The sequence below is a fragment of the Virgibacillus sp. M23 genome (assembly GCF_034190895.1).
Lineage (GTDB): Bacteria > Bacillota > Bacilli > Bacillales > Amphibacillaceae > Virgibacillus > Virgibacillus salarius.
Genome location: NZ_JAWDHA010000080.1, coordinates 1 through 16,561, shown reverse-complemented (window position 1 = coordinate 16,561; position 16,561 = coordinate 1). Strand labels below are relative to the sequence as shown.

At 37.6% G+C, this 16,561-nt stretch carries 13 protein-coding genes and 1 riboswitch; of the genes, 2 read left to right on the top strand and 11 right to left on the bottom strand.

Annotated elements, in window-relative coordinates:
• Positions 1-479 precede the first annotated feature (479 nt).
• The 5 genes from RVS70_RS19895 to RVS70_RS19875 form a co-directional block, all read right to left on the bottom strand.
• Positions 480-1,460 carry a zinc-binding dehydrogenase gene (locus RVS70_RS19895; RefSeq protein ID WP_026680714.1) on the bottom strand — a complete coding sequence of 327 codons (981 nt, stop codon included), beginning with the start codon at positions 1,458-1,460 and terminating at the stop codon, positions 480-482.
• Positions 1,461-1,500: 40 nt separating this feature from the next.
• On the bottom strand, positions 1,501-2,448 hold the full coding sequence (locus tag RVS70_RS19890; RefSeq protein ID WP_321134575.1) for an ArsA family ATPase: 948 nt from the start codon (positions 2,446-2,448) through the stop codon (positions 1,501-1,503).
• A gap of 22 nt (positions 2,449-2,470) precedes the next feature.
• Entirely contained in the window at positions 2,471-2,728 is a 258-nt protein-coding gene (locus RVS70_RS19885) for a cory-CC-star protein (RefSeq protein WP_121605020.1), read from the bottom strand.
• Between the two features lie 387 nt (positions 2,729-3,115).
• A complete protein-coding gene (locus RVS70_RS19880; protein ID WP_321134573.1) occupies positions 3,116-4,852 on the bottom strand; it encodes a carbon starvation protein A in 1,737 nt (578 codons plus the stop codon).
• Positions 4,853-5,407: 555 nt separating this feature from the next.
• Complete coding sequence (locus RVS70_RS19875; protein WP_121605018.1) at positions 5,408-6,838, bottom strand: hypothetical protein; 1,431 nt, start codon at positions 6,836-6,838, stop codon at positions 5,408-5,410.
• Between the two features lie 112 nt (positions 6,839-6,950).
• Here RVS70_RS19875 and RVS70_RS19870 point away from each other — a divergent pair, with 112 nt between their 5' ends.
• Complete coding sequence (locus RVS70_RS19870) at positions 6,951-7,301, top strand: general stress protein (protein WP_026680709.1); 351 nt, start codon at positions 6,951-6,953, stop codon at positions 7,299-7,301.
• A gap of 511 nt (positions 7,302-7,812) precedes the next feature.
• Here RVS70_RS19870 and thiT read toward each other — a convergent pair.
• The 3 genes from thiT to RVS70_RS19855 all read right to left on the bottom strand — a co-directional run bounded on the left by thiT (position 7,813) and on the right by RVS70_RS19855 (position 11,037).
• Positions 7,813-8,382 carry an energy-coupled thiamine transporter ThiT gene (thiT, locus tag RVS70_RS19865; RefSeq protein ID WP_026680708.1) on the bottom strand — a complete coding sequence of 190 codons (570 nt, stop codon included), beginning with the start codon at positions 8,380-8,382 and terminating at the stop codon, positions 7,813-7,815.
• Between the two features lie 108 nt (positions 8,383-8,490).
• Positions 8,491-8,593, bottom strand: a riboswitch (TPP riboswitch).
• A gap of 259 nt (positions 8,594-8,852) precedes the next feature.
• Positions 8,853-10,637, bottom strand: coding sequence for a M3 family oligoendopeptidase (locus RVS70_RS19860; protein ID WP_121605016.1), 1,785 nt, complete (start codon positions 10,635-10,637; stop codon positions 8,853-8,855).
• Between the two features lie 142 nt (positions 10,638-10,779).
• The gene (locus RVS70_RS19855) at positions 10,780-11,037 is read right to left on the bottom strand and encodes a phage holin (protein ID WP_121605015.1); all 258 of its coding nucleotides are present in this window, start codon (positions 11,035-11,037) and stop codon (positions 10,780-10,782) included.
• Between the two features lie 269 nt (positions 11,038-11,306).
• Between RVS70_RS19855 and RVS70_RS19850 the strand changes: the two genes are divergently transcribed.
• Positions 11,307-11,843, top strand: a complete 537-nt coding sequence (locus RVS70_RS19850; protein WP_121605014.1) for a YceI family protein — start codon at positions 11,307-11,309, stop codon at positions 11,841-11,843.
• Positions 11,844-12,258: 415 nt separating this feature from the next.
• Here RVS70_RS19850 and RVS70_RS19845 read toward each other — a convergent pair whose 3' ends face one another.
• The 3 genes from RVS70_RS19845 to RVS70_RS19835 form a co-directional block, all read right to left on the bottom strand.
• A complete protein-coding gene (locus RVS70_RS19845; protein ID WP_321134567.1) occupies positions 12,259-14,286 on the bottom strand; it encodes an iron ABC transporter permease in 2,028 nt (675 codons plus the stop codon).
• A 4-nt stretch (positions 14,287-14,290) separates the two neighbouring features.
• A complete protein-coding gene (locus RVS70_RS19840; RefSeq protein ID WP_166530394.1) occupies positions 14,291-15,289 on the bottom strand; it encodes an ABC transporter substrate-binding protein in 999 nt (332 codons plus the stop codon).
• A gap of 163 nt (positions 15,290-15,452) precedes the next feature.
• The gene (locus RVS70_RS19835) at positions 15,453-16,316 is read right to left on the bottom strand and encodes a VanW family protein (RefSeq protein ID WP_166530393.1); all 864 of its coding nucleotides are present in this window, start codon (positions 16,314-16,316) and stop codon (positions 15,453-15,455) included.
• Positions 16,317-16,561 lie beyond the last annotated feature (245 nt).

Here is a 16,561-nt window from a genome sequence, read left to right as displayed (position 1 = left end):
GAGACTAATTACGTAGACTCCTGCGGGATTAGCGCGAGCCGAAAATCCACTTTGCAACGTGTTCTTCTTTGCAAAGTTAGTTGAGGCCGTGCCCGCGGAAAGCGAAGTAATTAGTCGGAGCATTGCCCAATATACATCCAACATTTCAAAATAACTACTTGGCTTAACGCAGTCATTGCACTGATTTTATACTTTCTTAACTTAGAACAAAAGCGCAAGCGCTCGAATAGAAACATAGCGACTTGGGCGAGTCAACGGATGTAAAGGAATCACGGTGTGCTTGCGAGACGATGATGACTTAGATTAGGGCGGTAATTCGTAAAGCCGCCTCGTTTCTGGCGCTGGAGCTAGACGTGCTCAACACACCCATTTATCCACATGGGCTAAATTTATAATTTCCTTCATTTCCTAGACTATTAAAAAACAGGCTCGCAGCATATTGCAAGCCTGTTTTTTAATAGTTACGATTTATTCCCTATTTACGTAAGGTTAATCGCTATTTTACCAAACTGCTTGTTTTCCTCTAAATGATCAAACGCCTTTTGAATATTTGACAATGAGAACGTGCTATCTACGATTGGGTGTACATTATATTGCACAATATGATTAAGCATAGCACGAAGCTCCTCTCTACTCCCCATCGTCGAACCTAGTAATTGATATTGACCATAAAAGAATTCCCGCAAATTCAGATGAATCATGTCTTCTGTAGTTGCTCCAAAAACTACCATTCTCCCTCCTTTTCTTAATACTTCTAATGAACGTTGAAAGGTTGCCCGTCCAACACTATCTATAACAAGGTCAACCGTTTCATCGGCTAAAGCCTCCGTCCAATTAACATCATTACTGAGCGTAATATCTGCTCCCAATGCTTTTGCCTGCTGTAATTTCTTTTCACTTCGAGACGTTACAATAACCTTTGCTCCCATATTCTTTGCAAAGGAAATAATAAATGTTGATACGCCACTACCAGCCCCCGTAATAAATATAGTTTCGCCTTTCTTTATTTGTCCCTTTGTGACTAATGCGCGATATCCTGTTAATCCAGAAAGCGCTAAAACGCCGGCTTCTTCCCAGGAAAGATGTTGTGGCTTGTCTTCTAATTGCGCTGCGTCTATGGCAATCTTTTCAGCGAACGTACCATGATCAGGCATACCTAAAATGTCAAATCCCTGAGGTGGAGCGTCACTATTAGCCTCCCATCGTAATGCAGGATTGATAATAACCTCATCACCTGGTTGAAAATGGTCTACTTCATCACCTACCTGCTCAACTATACCTGCTCCATCTGATCCTAATATTAAAGGCTCTTTCTTTCCTTTTCTTCGGTTAGGAATATACAAATCACGGCGGTTTAATCCTGCTGTTTTTAAAGAAACTACTACCTCAGTGCCTTTTGGGACTGGGACACTCATTTCACGTATTAACAGTTTTTCATCTTCATGTACAAAACCCTTCATCATTAGTCGCTTCTCCCCTTCTACACATGTATTACCATTGCTAGCTAAATAGTAAATCGTGCTTTTGATAGTATGAACCAAATAATTCTAGTTGCTGTATATCTATAATATCATGAGAAAATAACGGAACATAGATCTTTTCCTGGCTAGGAAATGTACATTCGATCTGATGTACATACTTTTGCTCATATTCCTTACGTTGTATCAAAAATTCACCATCAGCTTGCTCTGGTAACAATTTATTTATGATTAATGTTTTCACATGTAAATGATATTTTTCAAGTAATTGAATTGCTTTCTTTGTTTCCACAATCGGTAGTCGCTCCGGGTTGAGAACAAATATAAAGCTTGTATTAGCTTGATCTAAAAGCAGTTCTCTAGCCTTAGAAAAACGCTTCTGTCGTTGGTTAAGTACATCATATATTGGATCTTCGACAGGATCGCCATCATTTAAAAGCTGACTATAATTCTGATTTGTTTTCCTCCTTCGCTGTAATAATCCATCTATCCAAATGCCCATAAGTTCAGGAAGGGTAAGAAGTCGTATTGTATGACCAGTAGGTGCTGTGTCAACTATTAAATGATCATAATGATCCTGTTCATCAATAATTATAGAAATAAGTTTGTTAAATAACGCTGATTCATCTGCACCAGGAGAAGCTTTAGCTGTATCTAATTGCCGATTCACTTCTTCAATCATCCCAGCATGCATCATCTTTTTAATATTTTCCTTTACACCCATTATATAGTTGTTCGTTTCTTTTTCAGGATCAATTTCGATAGCAGATAATAATCTAGTGATTTGGGTTATTTGCCCGCCAATTTCCCGTTTGAAAATATCTCCTAGATTATGAGCAGGGTCTGTAGAAATGAGCAAAGTTTTCTTGTTTAATCTTGCAGCTTCCCATGCAAGTGCTGCTGCAGATGTAGATTTACCCACTCCCCCTTTTCCGCCAATAAATACAATCTTATTTAGTAACGTTGCCATTTGAATCTCCTTTTGATTTTTATTAACAGCACCGAATACCGGATAAAGGTGATTTTTCCATCCCCATTCGCAAATGCCAATCATGAAAATTCTCCACTATGTACGGATAGAGTTCTAATGTATAATAGTAGACTGGATTAGGAATGCCAATCATTTCTGAATATAGTAGTAAGAGAAACACATCATCTTCTTGCCTAAGTTCTCGGGCGATTTCTTGACGATGGGGCATGCTAATCATTTCCTCATACCATTGAATGCACCGCTTCCAATGTTTAAACATGTAATCACTCCTTCACCGAAAAAGGGGCTGTCAAAAAGTGAAACTTCAATCAGTGGAGGTTTTGTTTATCCCCCACGAATGGGATCAGTACCACAAGGGTATGACCTAAAGACCTTTGAAACCATCGGACATTTACTGGCAGTCAATCCCTCACTTACCTATGTTGTTTTTACTTGATTGCTTGAAGTGGGGGTCTTACTGCCAGTTATATGTGGGATAAAAACTAGCCCTTTTCCAACATGACTGAATTGTATTCCCTTCTAACTGCTAGGCTCTCCTGCAATCTCTCTTCAGAGGATTCACACACACGCTCACGCTTCCAACAGATGTCTCGTATATTCCAGTTACTTTAATCTAGGCGATTTTTTATAGAAGACACGCCCTTCATTAATTGTCATCATCCAATGGTTTCCCATCGTTTCCTCTCAATACAGAGAATGCAGTTATACTTATCCAAAGTGCAAATATAAAGATAATTGCACCAAAAATAAATAATAATATATCAGGAGATGAGCCTAACCACGACCATTCAAATAAAACCTGCTGGAACATCGCATAAAGTGTCATAAACATTAAGAACACCATTGGTATGAATACAACTGCATAGTTTCGCCCTAATCGTTTCAACCAAACTGCGATAAGCATCAAACTAATCCCTGCCAGTAACTGATTGGCTGTACCAAATAGTGGCCAAAGTTGATAACCTCCAGACCCAAATCCTTTCGGACCTTCTGGTAATAATACAAGCGCAGCACTCGATGCAACTGCCACAGTTGTTGCCACATGTGTCCGTGTTAACACTGGAAGATTATACTCACTACCTAATTCAGCAATGATGTAACGCATGAGTCGAACAGAAGTATCTAAAGTCGTAGCTGCGAAACTAACGACAATAATCGATACAATCGTAACTGCTACATCTGGAGGAATGGCAAGTCCCCCTGCCAGAACAGCGGCCCCTTCAACAAAGGTAGCAAGTCCAGAAGCATTGGCATCAGAGAAGCTGCTATAGGTAGCCATAAATTCATCGGTACTAGCAAAAAAAGTAGCAACAGCAAGAATCGATACTAATGCTAATATTCCTTCACCTACTGCTCCTAAGTAGCCTACAAATCTCGCATCTGTTTCCCTATTCAATTGCTTTGACGATGTTCCTGATGTAACAAGTCCATGAAAACCTGAAATTGCCCCGCATGCTATCGTAATAAATAATAAGGGAAGCCAAGGTGTATCTGGGTTAGCATTCGTAGCTGGAGCAGTTATTTCTGGGTTAGTAAATAATAATCCTAAGTAAAGAATTCCTAGTCCCACTACAAGCTGATGTGAATTAATAAAATCTCGTGGCTGTAATAATTTCCAAACCGGAAGTGTTGAGGCAATATAGACATAAATCATCAAAATGACAATCCAAATTAAAAATGCCGAAGAAACCGCTCCTAAACCAAATAAACCAGCTCCAGCTTCACCACCCATATAATGAACGAGATCAAATTGAAGAAATTCTACCTTACTAGCAACAATTGCAGTTAAATACATAATTGCTAATGCTAACACGGATGGAATAAGCATTTTTCTGTTTCGTTTATATACAGCATAACCGATCCAGATAGCTAATGGGATTTGAATAAATACAGGAAGCACACTTGCTGGGTAAGATATAAATAAATTTGAAATTACCCATGCAAAGACCGCATTGACCATTAACACTAGAATTAAAATGATAAATAAAAACAGTATCTTCGCTCGTTGACCAATTAAACGATGTGCTAATGTACCTACAGATTGACCTTTATTTCGTACTGACAAGACCAATGTTCCAAAATCATGCACACCCGCAGCAAATACAGTTCCAAGTATTACCCACAGAAAAGCTGGCAGCCATCCCCAATAAACGGCAATTGCCGGACCCAATATTGGTGCAGCACCAGCAACCGAAGTAAAATGATGCCCCCATAGTACGAATTTATTTGTGGGAACAAAGTCCACTCCATCACTGTAACGATGTGCTGGTGTCACATAGGTTGGATCAAGTTTAAAAATTTTTTTCGCTACAAAACGAGAATAGTAGCGATAACCTAATGCAAAAACGATCATACCTATTAATGCAACTAAAATACCTGACACTTCTTTATCCCTCCTTTATCAAGTAAAGACCCGTCCAATTTTAGCACGTAATTTTTTTAAGACGTATCTGTATGAGAATATGTGAATACGCTTTATTTTAGTACTGTCTTTCTGCTTTTACATGATTCATTCAACCCTTATGTATGGTTTAAAAGGTAATCCCTTATTTATACAGGAAGGATATTTAATAAGGGACCACCTTTTTATTTGAGTCCATTCATACAATTTATAAAACGTGAAACTTCCATCCGTGGGGAGGTTGTTTATCCCCTACTGATTGTTAGTACCACAAGAGTATGACCTAAAGGCCTTTGAACCAATCGGACATTTACTGGCAGTTGATCTCCCTCTTACCTATATTGGGTTCACTTTATTGCTTGAAGTGGGGGCTTACTGCCAGTTATATGCGGGATAAAGTGAAACTTCCATCCGTGGAGGAGGTTGTTTATCCCCCACGGATGGTTAGGTGAACCAATCGGACATTTACTGGCAGTTGACCCCCCACTTATCCATTTTGGGTTCACTTTATTGCTTGAAGTGGGGGCTTACTGCCAGTTATATGCGGGATAAAATAACTACAGCTACAATTGTTGTAATGACTAATCCTACGATAACAGGTATAAAGTTTTTACGTACTAATTCCATTACCGATACACCACAAAAACCAGCAATAGCGATTAAAGAAGACCATGCAACGAGCGTACCACCACCAGTCCATATCGAACCCATTTGCCCTATTGCTGCAAGGGTGGTTGCATCAATGGAACCGTTTTGTAATGATGCCGCTAGAGAACCAGTAAGTGGAAGCCCTGAAAAACCAGAGCCATCAAGCCCTGTAATAATACCAATAAGCAAAACGCTGAATCCAGCTAACAATGCACTTTGTGGAAGATATTCTTGAATCGATTGAACGAGATCAAATAGGAATGCAGGTGAACGCTTCTCCATACCTAAAATAGCTCCTGCAAAGTCTGAACTACCTAAAAAGAAAAATCCAGCAATTGGAATAACCGGACCCATTGCCTTAAAAGCAAAAACAAATCCATCTGTTATATGTGTTGTTATATAATCGAGCGCATGCTGCCTACGAAATGCAATGGTCGATAATAATAGCAAGATAACTGCAACACCACCAATAAATGCTGCTCCATCTCCTCCTTCTAATCCGCTCATTCTTCCTGTATTAAGCTTTTCATAAACCATGTAACTAACGACACCAGTTAATGCCAGAGGGACAAGAATAGCAAATAATTTACTCCATACACGTAGTTCATTCGTATGTTGACTTTGTGTATACTCCTTTGTTGTTTGAATGTTTTCAAGTTCTATGTTGTTTCGCACATCCTCCTTCGATCGAATTGTTTTTCGATACATTATATAAGCAAGCATAATAGCAATACCACCTGTTATAAGTGACAAAATAAGTGCTTGATCGGCAACCACAGCTGTTTCTACTCCTGCTGAGGTAGCAGATAAATTGGGGGCAACTTGCACAATATAATCAGAGGAAAGTGCCATTCCTTGACCAGCTATTGCTATTGCTACTGCAGCCGTAATTGCTGGTAGACCTGCTCGGATTGCAGCGGGTACCAAAAGCGCACATATTAGGGGTACTGCTGGTGTTGGCCAAAAGAATAGAGATATCAAATAGGTAGCAATAACTAAAACAAAATAAGATATATGACCATTTACCATTATTTTTTGTATTGGCTGAATCATTCGTTTATCTGCACCTAAATCACGTAATGAATTTAATAACGCGAGCATAAAGGTGATGATTAAAAAAATACTAAATAGTTCTTGTGCTGCTACAAGATTTGCATGAAATATTGCGGTAAATCCAGCAATTAGACTACCTTTATAAACCCACGCAATAATAAATGTACCAAATAACGTTGGTAATACGATTCCCTTCCGCATGACCATTGTGCCTATAATTAGTAAGGTAAACAAACCATATAAAATATGGGATATTGAAAGCTCCACGCCAACCTCTTCCTCTCCAATGGATGTGCTATAGCCTATGCAATTCGTACATGTTTAGTTCTTCTAGCGTTGGGTATGATAATAATGAAAGATTGATAAGGAGGTAATTTTAATGAAACCATTTATAAAAGAATATACAAATGATCAGCAATTAAAGGAAGCTATTCAAATACTAAAGGATAAAGGTATTCATAAAGAAGATGTGTATGTTTTATCCCATGATGATGATCGAACAAACCGAATAGCTGATGGTGCGGATGCGAATACCATAGGAATAAGGGAAATGGATATTGGACATGCCGTTGGTAATCTTTTTAGTACACAAGGTGATGAACTAAGAACGAAATTAACCGAAATAGGATTCTCTCAAGCAGAAGCTGAAAACTATGAGGAAGATATGGATGAAGGAAAAGTACTCTTGATTGTAACTAACCATGAGGAAGTTAATAGGTATTTACAATAAAAGCATAAATCTCTACTATACAGTAGTTTTTCATAATTAAACGTTTTAATCTGTCAGTAAGAAAAAGATAACTTGCTTATGATAGGCAAGTTATCAATGCTGTTTCACCAATTCTAATTGGGTGAAGCAGCTTTTCTCATAGTCTAGGAAGAAAATATAAAATTTACCCATTTGGATAAATAGGGGCGTGTTGAGCCGCGTCCAGCTCCAGCGCCCAGAAACGATGTGACTTCACAATCGCCCGCCCTACGAGCTGACTAGCTCCAGTCGCTACGTTTCTAATGCGCTTTTGTTATGAAATAAAGATAATAAAGAGCTTGGGAAAAAACAAAATATTTCTTACTCTGAATAATCATTTTATCAGTCTCGATAATAATTGCCGCAATTGATTAAGCTTGATTTCACCTCTCACTATAACTCTAAACTACTAAATAGAAAATAGTGGGCAAAATCCTCGAGTCAATAACTACCCACTAATCTTCGTATATTTATTATGAGGAAAACTCCTAGATTAAGCGGACATACGTAATAGTGTACGTGGTTGTTTTTGAAATAAAAAGAACACAAGAACCGTACTTAATATAAAGCCAGGTAACATGTACGATCCGTTATATAGCAACGAGTATAACCATACAGGCTGACCTTCTGGCGCAAATTCACCAAAGAATACAATCCCTCCAGTGAAATGGGCTAAAAAGCGTAAAGCTGATCCTAAAAACACGCCTACAGCAATATAATATAGGCTTGTTTTCGTTTTTCCTTCTTTAACTGCTGCTTGGACAGGTTTTGCAAAAATTCCTGCAAAACCTAATACGGTAAACGCAACAATATAATCTAAGAACCCTTGTAGGGGTACGAAGACTGTTGGCCCAAATAATAATTGTAATCCTCCCAACAGCAATCCAGCTAATAAACCGCCCTTGACCCCCCAGCGAAATGCGACAATAAAAATCGGTATCATCGCAAAGGATATGGAGCCACCTTGAGCCCAAACCTTAAATGATAAAAATGGTATAAAATCCAATAAAAATGCAAAAGCTGCAAAAATGGCTACTTCTACTAAAAATAATGTGCGCCTCATATCTTTCTCCTCCCCTTTTTTATGCAGTTAAGTAACTTATCCATACAAAAAAAGCAATGCCAAGGGGAAGACTTCCTGATGGGGAATCTGCTCACATTACTTTTCTGTCCATCAAAAAAGCCACCATCCCTACGCTAGTACTAACTAACAGGTTCAAAGGGTAAGAACAGTTATGTTCACTCTCAGCCAATTGGCTCCCCCTGTAGGCTTCTAACTTATATTTGCTTCTTTTGTCTTACTGTTTAGTGAAACTTCAATCAGTGGGGGTTTTTGTTTATACCTCTGATTGAGAGATAAACTAATCAGACATTTACCGGCAGTCGATTCCCCCACTTACCAATAATGGTTTCACTTTATTCCTTGAAGTGGGGTTCTTACTATCAGTTACATGTGGAATAAATAAGAAACTACTTTTCACTGCCTATTTACTACAAGTATTGTACATGACATATCGTAAAAACACAACAGCGTTACAACGAAAGATATTCGTCAACATCATTGACACATAATTGAATAGCAGCTTCCCAGAATTCAGGCTTAGTTAAATCTGTATCCAAATGTTTTTTAGCAAGATCCTCTACGTTCATGCGACCAGTATCCCTTAAAAGCGAAATATATGCATCTTCAAAACTATCTTCGTTTTCTTGTGCTTTTGCATAGATACCTAGACTGAAAAGATAACCAAATGTATAAGGGAAATTGTAAAATGGCACCCTTGTTATGTGAAAATGTAATTTAGATGCCCAAAAATTAGGATCATACTCCGATAATGCATCACAATATGCCTCTTTCTGTGCTTCTATCATCAAATCGTTTAATCTTTTCACTGGCACTAATCCTTGTTTCCTTTCTTCATAAAAACGCCTTTCAAAGATAAAACGGGAATGTATATTCATAAAAAAAGCAATGCTCCGCTGAATCTTATCCTCTAATAAACTTTTCTTTTCCGCAATCGAACGTGCGCTTTTTACCGACGCATCTGCAACAACCATTTCAGCAAATGTTGACGCTGTTTCAGCAACATTCATTGCATACCGTTGATTAAGTCCATTTACATCATTCATTACATGTTGATGATAAGCATGCCCTAACTCATGAGCTAACGTTGCAATATTAGATGAAGTACCTGAATAAGTCATAAAAATGCGTGTTTGCTTACTATCAGGGAAACTTGTACAAAATCCTCCCGGACGCTTATTTGGACGATCCTCAGCCTCAATCCACCTATTTTCAAAGGCCATTTTCGCAAAATCAGCCATTTGGGGACTAAACTGAGTAAAATGTTCGACAATAAAGTCAGCTCCTTCTTCAAACGACGAAGTCTTAACCACTTTGTTTACTGGTGCTCCAACATCATAAATACTTAGTTTGTTAAGTCCAAGTAGTTTGGCCTTGTTCATAAGATACTCTACAAAGGGATGCTTATATTTTTTTATTGCAGTCCACATCGCATCTAATGTTTCTTTTCTCATACGGTTCAAAGCCAATGGTTCTTGCAAAACTTCATTCCAATTTCTATGCTTATATGTTTGTAAACGAAAGCCAGCTAGGTGGTTTAATGTTTGACCAAATAAACTAGCGTTATTCTTCCAAGCTTTATCTAGCTGTTGAAACACTTGCTTACGATATGAACGGTTTGGGTGTGTTAGTTTATTTGTAGCCTGCCCAATAGAATAGCTTTTCGTTTCCCCATCCTCTACCATATCTACACTCATATTTCCTATAATCACATCGTACATTTGTCCCCAAGCGTGATATCCATCAATTGCCAGATCATTGATAAGAACCTCTTGATCTCGCACCAATTGTTCGTTTGCATGATTTCTAAATTCTTCTAACACATATGCTACATCAACTAAATCCTCACTTTTTACAAGTTGGTCCCATACTATGTCAGGAATGTCGACTAGTTTTTGTTCAAATGTCGTTTGAATCGTATCCATTTCGGCTTTTATTTCATGGCGTCTACTGACTAATAAATTTGCTTTCTCGTCTTTAAGATTCTGTGCACTTAAACAGCTTATAAAAGCAAATGCTTCTCGTACTTTCTTCATCGTTGCTTCCAATTGTTTAATAAGTAACACTAATGTTTCTTTATCTCCGTCTCGTTTCTTAGGAGAAAAGTAAGATACCGTGTTAAAAAGGTTTTTCATTTCTTCCTGTGTGGATTGTAAATATGTATGAAATGCTTTTGAGTCACTACCTCCGGGAAAAATCACGTCTAGATCCCATGTAGGATGTAACGTCTGTTCCATTAAATCGCCCCTCTATTTAAAATTAAATTAATCACCCTAACTACATATTATAACAAAAATAAGAATATTTTCATTAGAAAAACAATTGTTCTAATAATCTCATGTAATACAGTGGGAAGGATATTCCCACTGCTACATTAACTTAACTTTTCTTTTTTCTTTTACTTGCTGATGTTAGCCCATTTTCCTTAATTAGCTGCTTTTGCTTCATCCCTATACTTGTAACGTAATTATTCTTAAACCACGCTATTAATGAGGTAACGATTGTAAAAATTGCTGATACTGTGTTCTCAAGCAGTTCACTATCTATTGGTAATGGCGACCTTCCAAAAATAACTAAAAATTGATTTGTTAAGGCAATTACGAGTGCGATGGTTCTAGCTATTGTCCCTTTATCCATTTTAATCCCCCTCCAACGATGGAAGTTTTTCATCCATTAAGATTTTTTAACATATCTACCTACTATTAGTATTTTCATTTATTCCTTTATTTGGAACGGCTTTAGAGTAAATCACGCTATAGTCTACATCGTGTTTTATCTTTATCTATTAGGGAAAACCAGTACTGAAATAGGTTCTAAAATTGTTACTTGACAACATTAATTTATTATTTTATACTAAGTTACATAAAGTAATTAAAGTGATAAATTTAATAATTGGAGGGATTTACATGGGTAAAACTGTTTGGAATATAGACACTGTTCATAGTGAGATTGGTTTTTCAGTAAAACATATGATGATTTCAAAGGCAAAAGGTTCATTTAATAATTTTAATGCGGTATTTGAAGCTGATGTGGATGATTTAACAGGTTCTAAGCTGGAAGTTACCATTGATGTAGGTAGTATTGATACGCGTAATAAGGATCGTGACGATCACTTACGTTCAGCTGACTTTTTCGATGTTGAAAACCACCCAAATATGACATTTGTTGCAACCGACATCCATAAAAAGTCTGGAAATAATTATGAAATTACAGGTGATTTAGCGATTCGTGGAACGAAAAAACCAGTAACGCTAAATGTTGTTATGGAAGGTCAAAGTAAAGATCCAATGAGTGGTAATATTGTTGCGGGCTTTAGCGGAGAAACTACCATTAATCGTAAGGATTTTGGTCTAACATGGAACGCAGCATTAGAAACAGGTGGCGTCCTAGTTGGTGAAGATGTAAAAATTCACTTTGAGATAGAAGCACATAAGCAAGCATAGTAGTCTGAAGCAGTACCTTCAACAAGAAAGTACAATGGCTGTCGTTAAAATGTCTCGACAGCCATTTTTTATGCAGAATATATTCACTACATTAATTTGTTAAGGAGATTTGGACTTTTTTCGATAGGAAGCGAGTGATTTTAGCCCGACATTGGCAGAACAAAAGTGCAAGCGACTGGAGCGAGTCAACGAAGATAAAGGAATTACGGTGAGCTTGCGAGCCGATGATAACTTAGCTTAGGGCTATCTGTGAAGTCGCATCGTTTATGGGCGCTTGCGCTTGACGCAGCTCTACACGCTCATATATCCATATGGGCTAATTTTATAATTTCTTAGACTATAAAAAAAGGCTTGTAAAGAAACAAAGGGATTTCTTTACAAGCTCCTGCTTCAACAAGAAGTATAGATCTTTTTTTTAAGAAGCTCTTTTCTTCATAAGCCATAAGAAATATGGTGCGCCGATAATTGCCACCAAAATGCCTGAAGGAATCTCATTTGGAGCTAACAACGTCCTGCTTAATAAATCTGCAATGACAAGTAAAAGTCCTCCTATAAGCATGGTAACTGGTAACAATCGTGTATTAGAAGGACCTACTAACAACCTCGCAAAATGAGGAGCAATTAGCCCAAGAAAACCAATTGTACCAGTTGCTGCAACACTGCAAGCAGCTAAAATAGTAGCGATTAACGCTAATTGAAATCGGGATGACGTCACTCCAAGACCTAATCCTTTTGCTGTTTCATCCCCAAGTGCTAGGGTGTCTAACAAACGGATTCGCACTAGAAGCAGCGGGAATAATAAGACGATTGGCCAAATAAGATAACGAAATAACTCTACCCAACCCTTCGCATAGGTTGATCCTGATAACCACGTCAATGCACCTGCCACACCTAATTCTGCTCGAACGACAAGAATTTGAATAATTGCCGAACCAAAAGCTGAAATACCAATACCTAATAAAGCTAAGATCGTCGGTTGGAATTGAGCACGGATTGCAAATAACATTACGAAAATAAAGAATACTAAAGAACCAATCATAGCTCCCACAGGTATCCATATTGCTGATACACCAAAGACATACATCGTCAATAGAGCACCTACACCCGCTCCAGAAGTTATTCCAATTACAGACGGATCAGCTAACGGATTTCTGAGAACACCTTGAAAAATTAATCCACTAACTGCTAATACCATTCCACTAGCTAAAGCCACCAAAGCACGTGGCAATCGTAAATCAAGAATTAAATTTTTCATGAATTCATTTTCCCCAGCAAATAAAGCCTGGAATGATACAATTGGTTCAAAACCATAATTTCCAGAAGCTAAACTAACTAGGATACCTAAAGTGATCAACCCGATTAACACAGGTAGTAAAATCTTCATGGAAATACCAATAGTAGACTTCCCTGGAATAATAGAAGTTGAATCACCACTGTAGTTTGTTTGTTTCATACGAAATACTAAATAAATTAACCACGGTGCACCTATTAAAGCTGTTATAGCCCCCACAGGGAGTTCTGAAAACGATGGATCGATTACACGGGCCACGACATCTGCCGCCAGCAAGACATTCCCACCCCAAATAAATGAGGCAATGAATAATGGGATATGCCTACGATAACCAATCAATTTAACGATATGTGGCGCGATTAAACCAACGAATCCAATCGGCCCAACTACGCTTACAGTTACTGACGTTAATAAAACGGCTGCTAAAATGGAAATAAACTTCACTGTCACTACCTTTTGCCCTAATGAGGTTGCCACGTCATCTCCTAAGGAAAGCGTATCTAATCTCATACTAACTAGTGCAATTCCTAATAAACCAACTATTATAATGGGCAATGAAAATTGAACCCCGTCCCAACCATTTTGAACCAACGTCCCTGATCCCCATAGAAATAAGCCGGCTGTTTCATTTTCATAAAACAATTGCAATACACTTGTTAGAGAAGAAAATAAAAAGGTAACGATCATGCCAGCCAATACCATTCGTACAGGTGTTGCACTATTCCCTCCGGATAAGACATAAACAATTAAAAAGGTAATTATACCACCGATAAAGGCAACGATCATACCTCCCCCAAACAAAGCACCAGGTAAAAAGACAGTTGCCACAACGACTGAAAAATATGTTCCAGAGTGTATACCTAAAGTGCTGGCGGATGCTAAAGGATTCTTCGTTACTGTTTGTAAAACAACCCCAGCAACAGCTAAGGCTCCTCCAGCAATAACTCCCATAGCTGCACGTGGTAGCCGGAGATAACGAACGGTATGATGTTCTAAAATATCCTGAGGAGAAAAAATAGCTTCTATCACTGTATGTAAAGGAATCGATACACTACCTTGATTAATATGTAAGAACGTTAGGATACATAAAAGTGCGGCTCCTCCTCCAAAGGTAAGAACCGCTCTCATCGTATTTTTAAAAGATGTATTCATGCTATCACTCTTTTACCATCGCATTGACTAACTGTTCTGTTAGTACTTGAGTAGAAAGAACACCACCAAAAGTCCATGTATTTCCAGGAAGTGCATGTGTATTACCTGCTTTTACAAAGCTTAAATCTTCCCATACTGGATTTCCTTTAAGCTGATTCTCAAAAATATTATCCTCTTCTTGAACAATATATAGGAATTGAAGATTCTCTTCATCTTGATAATTCTGTAATGCTTCTACTGTCACTTCGCTATAACCATATGTTTCTATATTATCTGATTGATAAGCATTCGTAAATCCTAAATTCTCCATTACATTTGCAACAATGGAATTATCCGTGAATAGTCTCATTGTCGGTGTGTTTTGTGCAGTAAATGCTTGAGTTGCAATATAAGATGAACCATCAATGCCCGCTTCTGTTATACGTTGCTTTTGCTCCTCCGTAAAGCTTTCAAGATTTGATATTACTTGCTCGGCTTCTTTTTCTTTATTAACAATTTTAGCGACGGTCTGAAATTCGTTAATCATGTTTTGATAATGATCCTGTACAGCTTCTTCACTATATGGTGCAAACGTAACTACTGGTGCAATCTCTTTTAAACTATCTAAAATTTGTTCATGTCTAAATTTAACACCGATTATTAGATCCGGATTTAATCTGGAAATCGCTTCGAGATTCGGCTCCTGACGTGTCCCAACATCGACTACACTATCATCGAATTTTTCATCGATATTAACCCATTGATGAAATCCGTCCAAATCAGCCACACCTGCTGGCTGTATACCTAATGCCAATAGGTCTTCAGCATAGGACCATTCAAGTACAACAATATTTTTAGGTGTTTCTTTAAGGGTTTGTTCACCTAAACCATCTTCAATTGTAATTGTTTGCGCGTCAGATGTAGAATCTCCGTTTTTTTCTTCTTGCTCCTTATTAGAAGAATCATTACACGCAACTAGCAAACTTATCAAAAATAGCAATAAGATAATTGCAAGCTTCTTCAACTAGATCACTCCTCTAAATCATCTATGTAGACTTGGTTTAGTAAATGATAATGATTATCAATTTCGTTCTAATCATATATGATGCTTCCAGGTATGTCAAGGTGTTTTGAAAGGCATGATCTAGCTAAAATCTTGGAGATCATTTCTTTTGCTATTCATCACACTAACTACCTGTAAAATTCTCTACTGTATCTGATGAAGTTATACGTACTAACATTTTTCCATTACTAGCATGAGCTCGAATCAATACCGGTTCATTGTACATATTCTTGAAAGAGAAATCTGGTCCCCACCAACTAACCGTTGCATCTCTACCTGGGGGAACATAGGGAACGCTTCGACTGTGTGCATATCTTTCAACGATTTGAATACCTTTTAAATCGACCGCATTGAACAGTGTTGATGAAACTTGACATATTCCTCCACCAATATCTTCTGATAATTCACCTTTTACTATAACAGGGGCACGTTTATATCCTCTACTTTTGGTACGTTCACCTACGACTTTATTAAATGAAAACATCTCTCCAGGAAATACAACGTGATTATCTATTGCCTCAGCTGCTAGAGCAATATTATGTGACCTTTCTTCATTACCCTTTTTATAAAAGGTAACATAATTCCCCAATTCCTTTGTACGTATATCTTCTAATAGGGCTTTATCCACTCTTGGATACACTTTCTCTACAGGAATATGGAATCCGTCTGCTTTATCGTCATAAAACGTTTTTTTAAATTGAATGTAAAATTGATCTTCATCAATTGTTATACCAGGTTTTTCTAAAATAATGTTACCACTCTTTGCTATGGTCGCATTTTTTGGTGCTTTATAGATTTTTTTCTTTAAGTCATCAACCAATTGATGCAATTTATTTTCATCAATAAATAGAGGATCAATCTGATTAAGTGCATATTGATCCACTTCTACTTTTTCTAAACGTATCGCTTTATGTTCAGCTATTTCAGTAGCAAAAACAGTATTTGTCCAAATAACGATGAAACTGATACAAAGTAACAATGCTCTCATGACATGACCTCCTCCCTTTAGTATGAGAAAGTCATAATCATGTCATTCGATAAAATTACAAATGATTAGAAAAACTGAGCAAAATTCGCTCAGTCCTTATCACTACATGCTCAGATTCACGCTTTCTCTAGTAGCTATTATGGAATAATAGCTACTGCTTGCTTGACCACCACTCCGGCTGCCCACTTCCCTTTCCGTGGGGTTTGTCCTTCAGCTAACTTTTTTAGCAAAACCCGCTCAAAAAA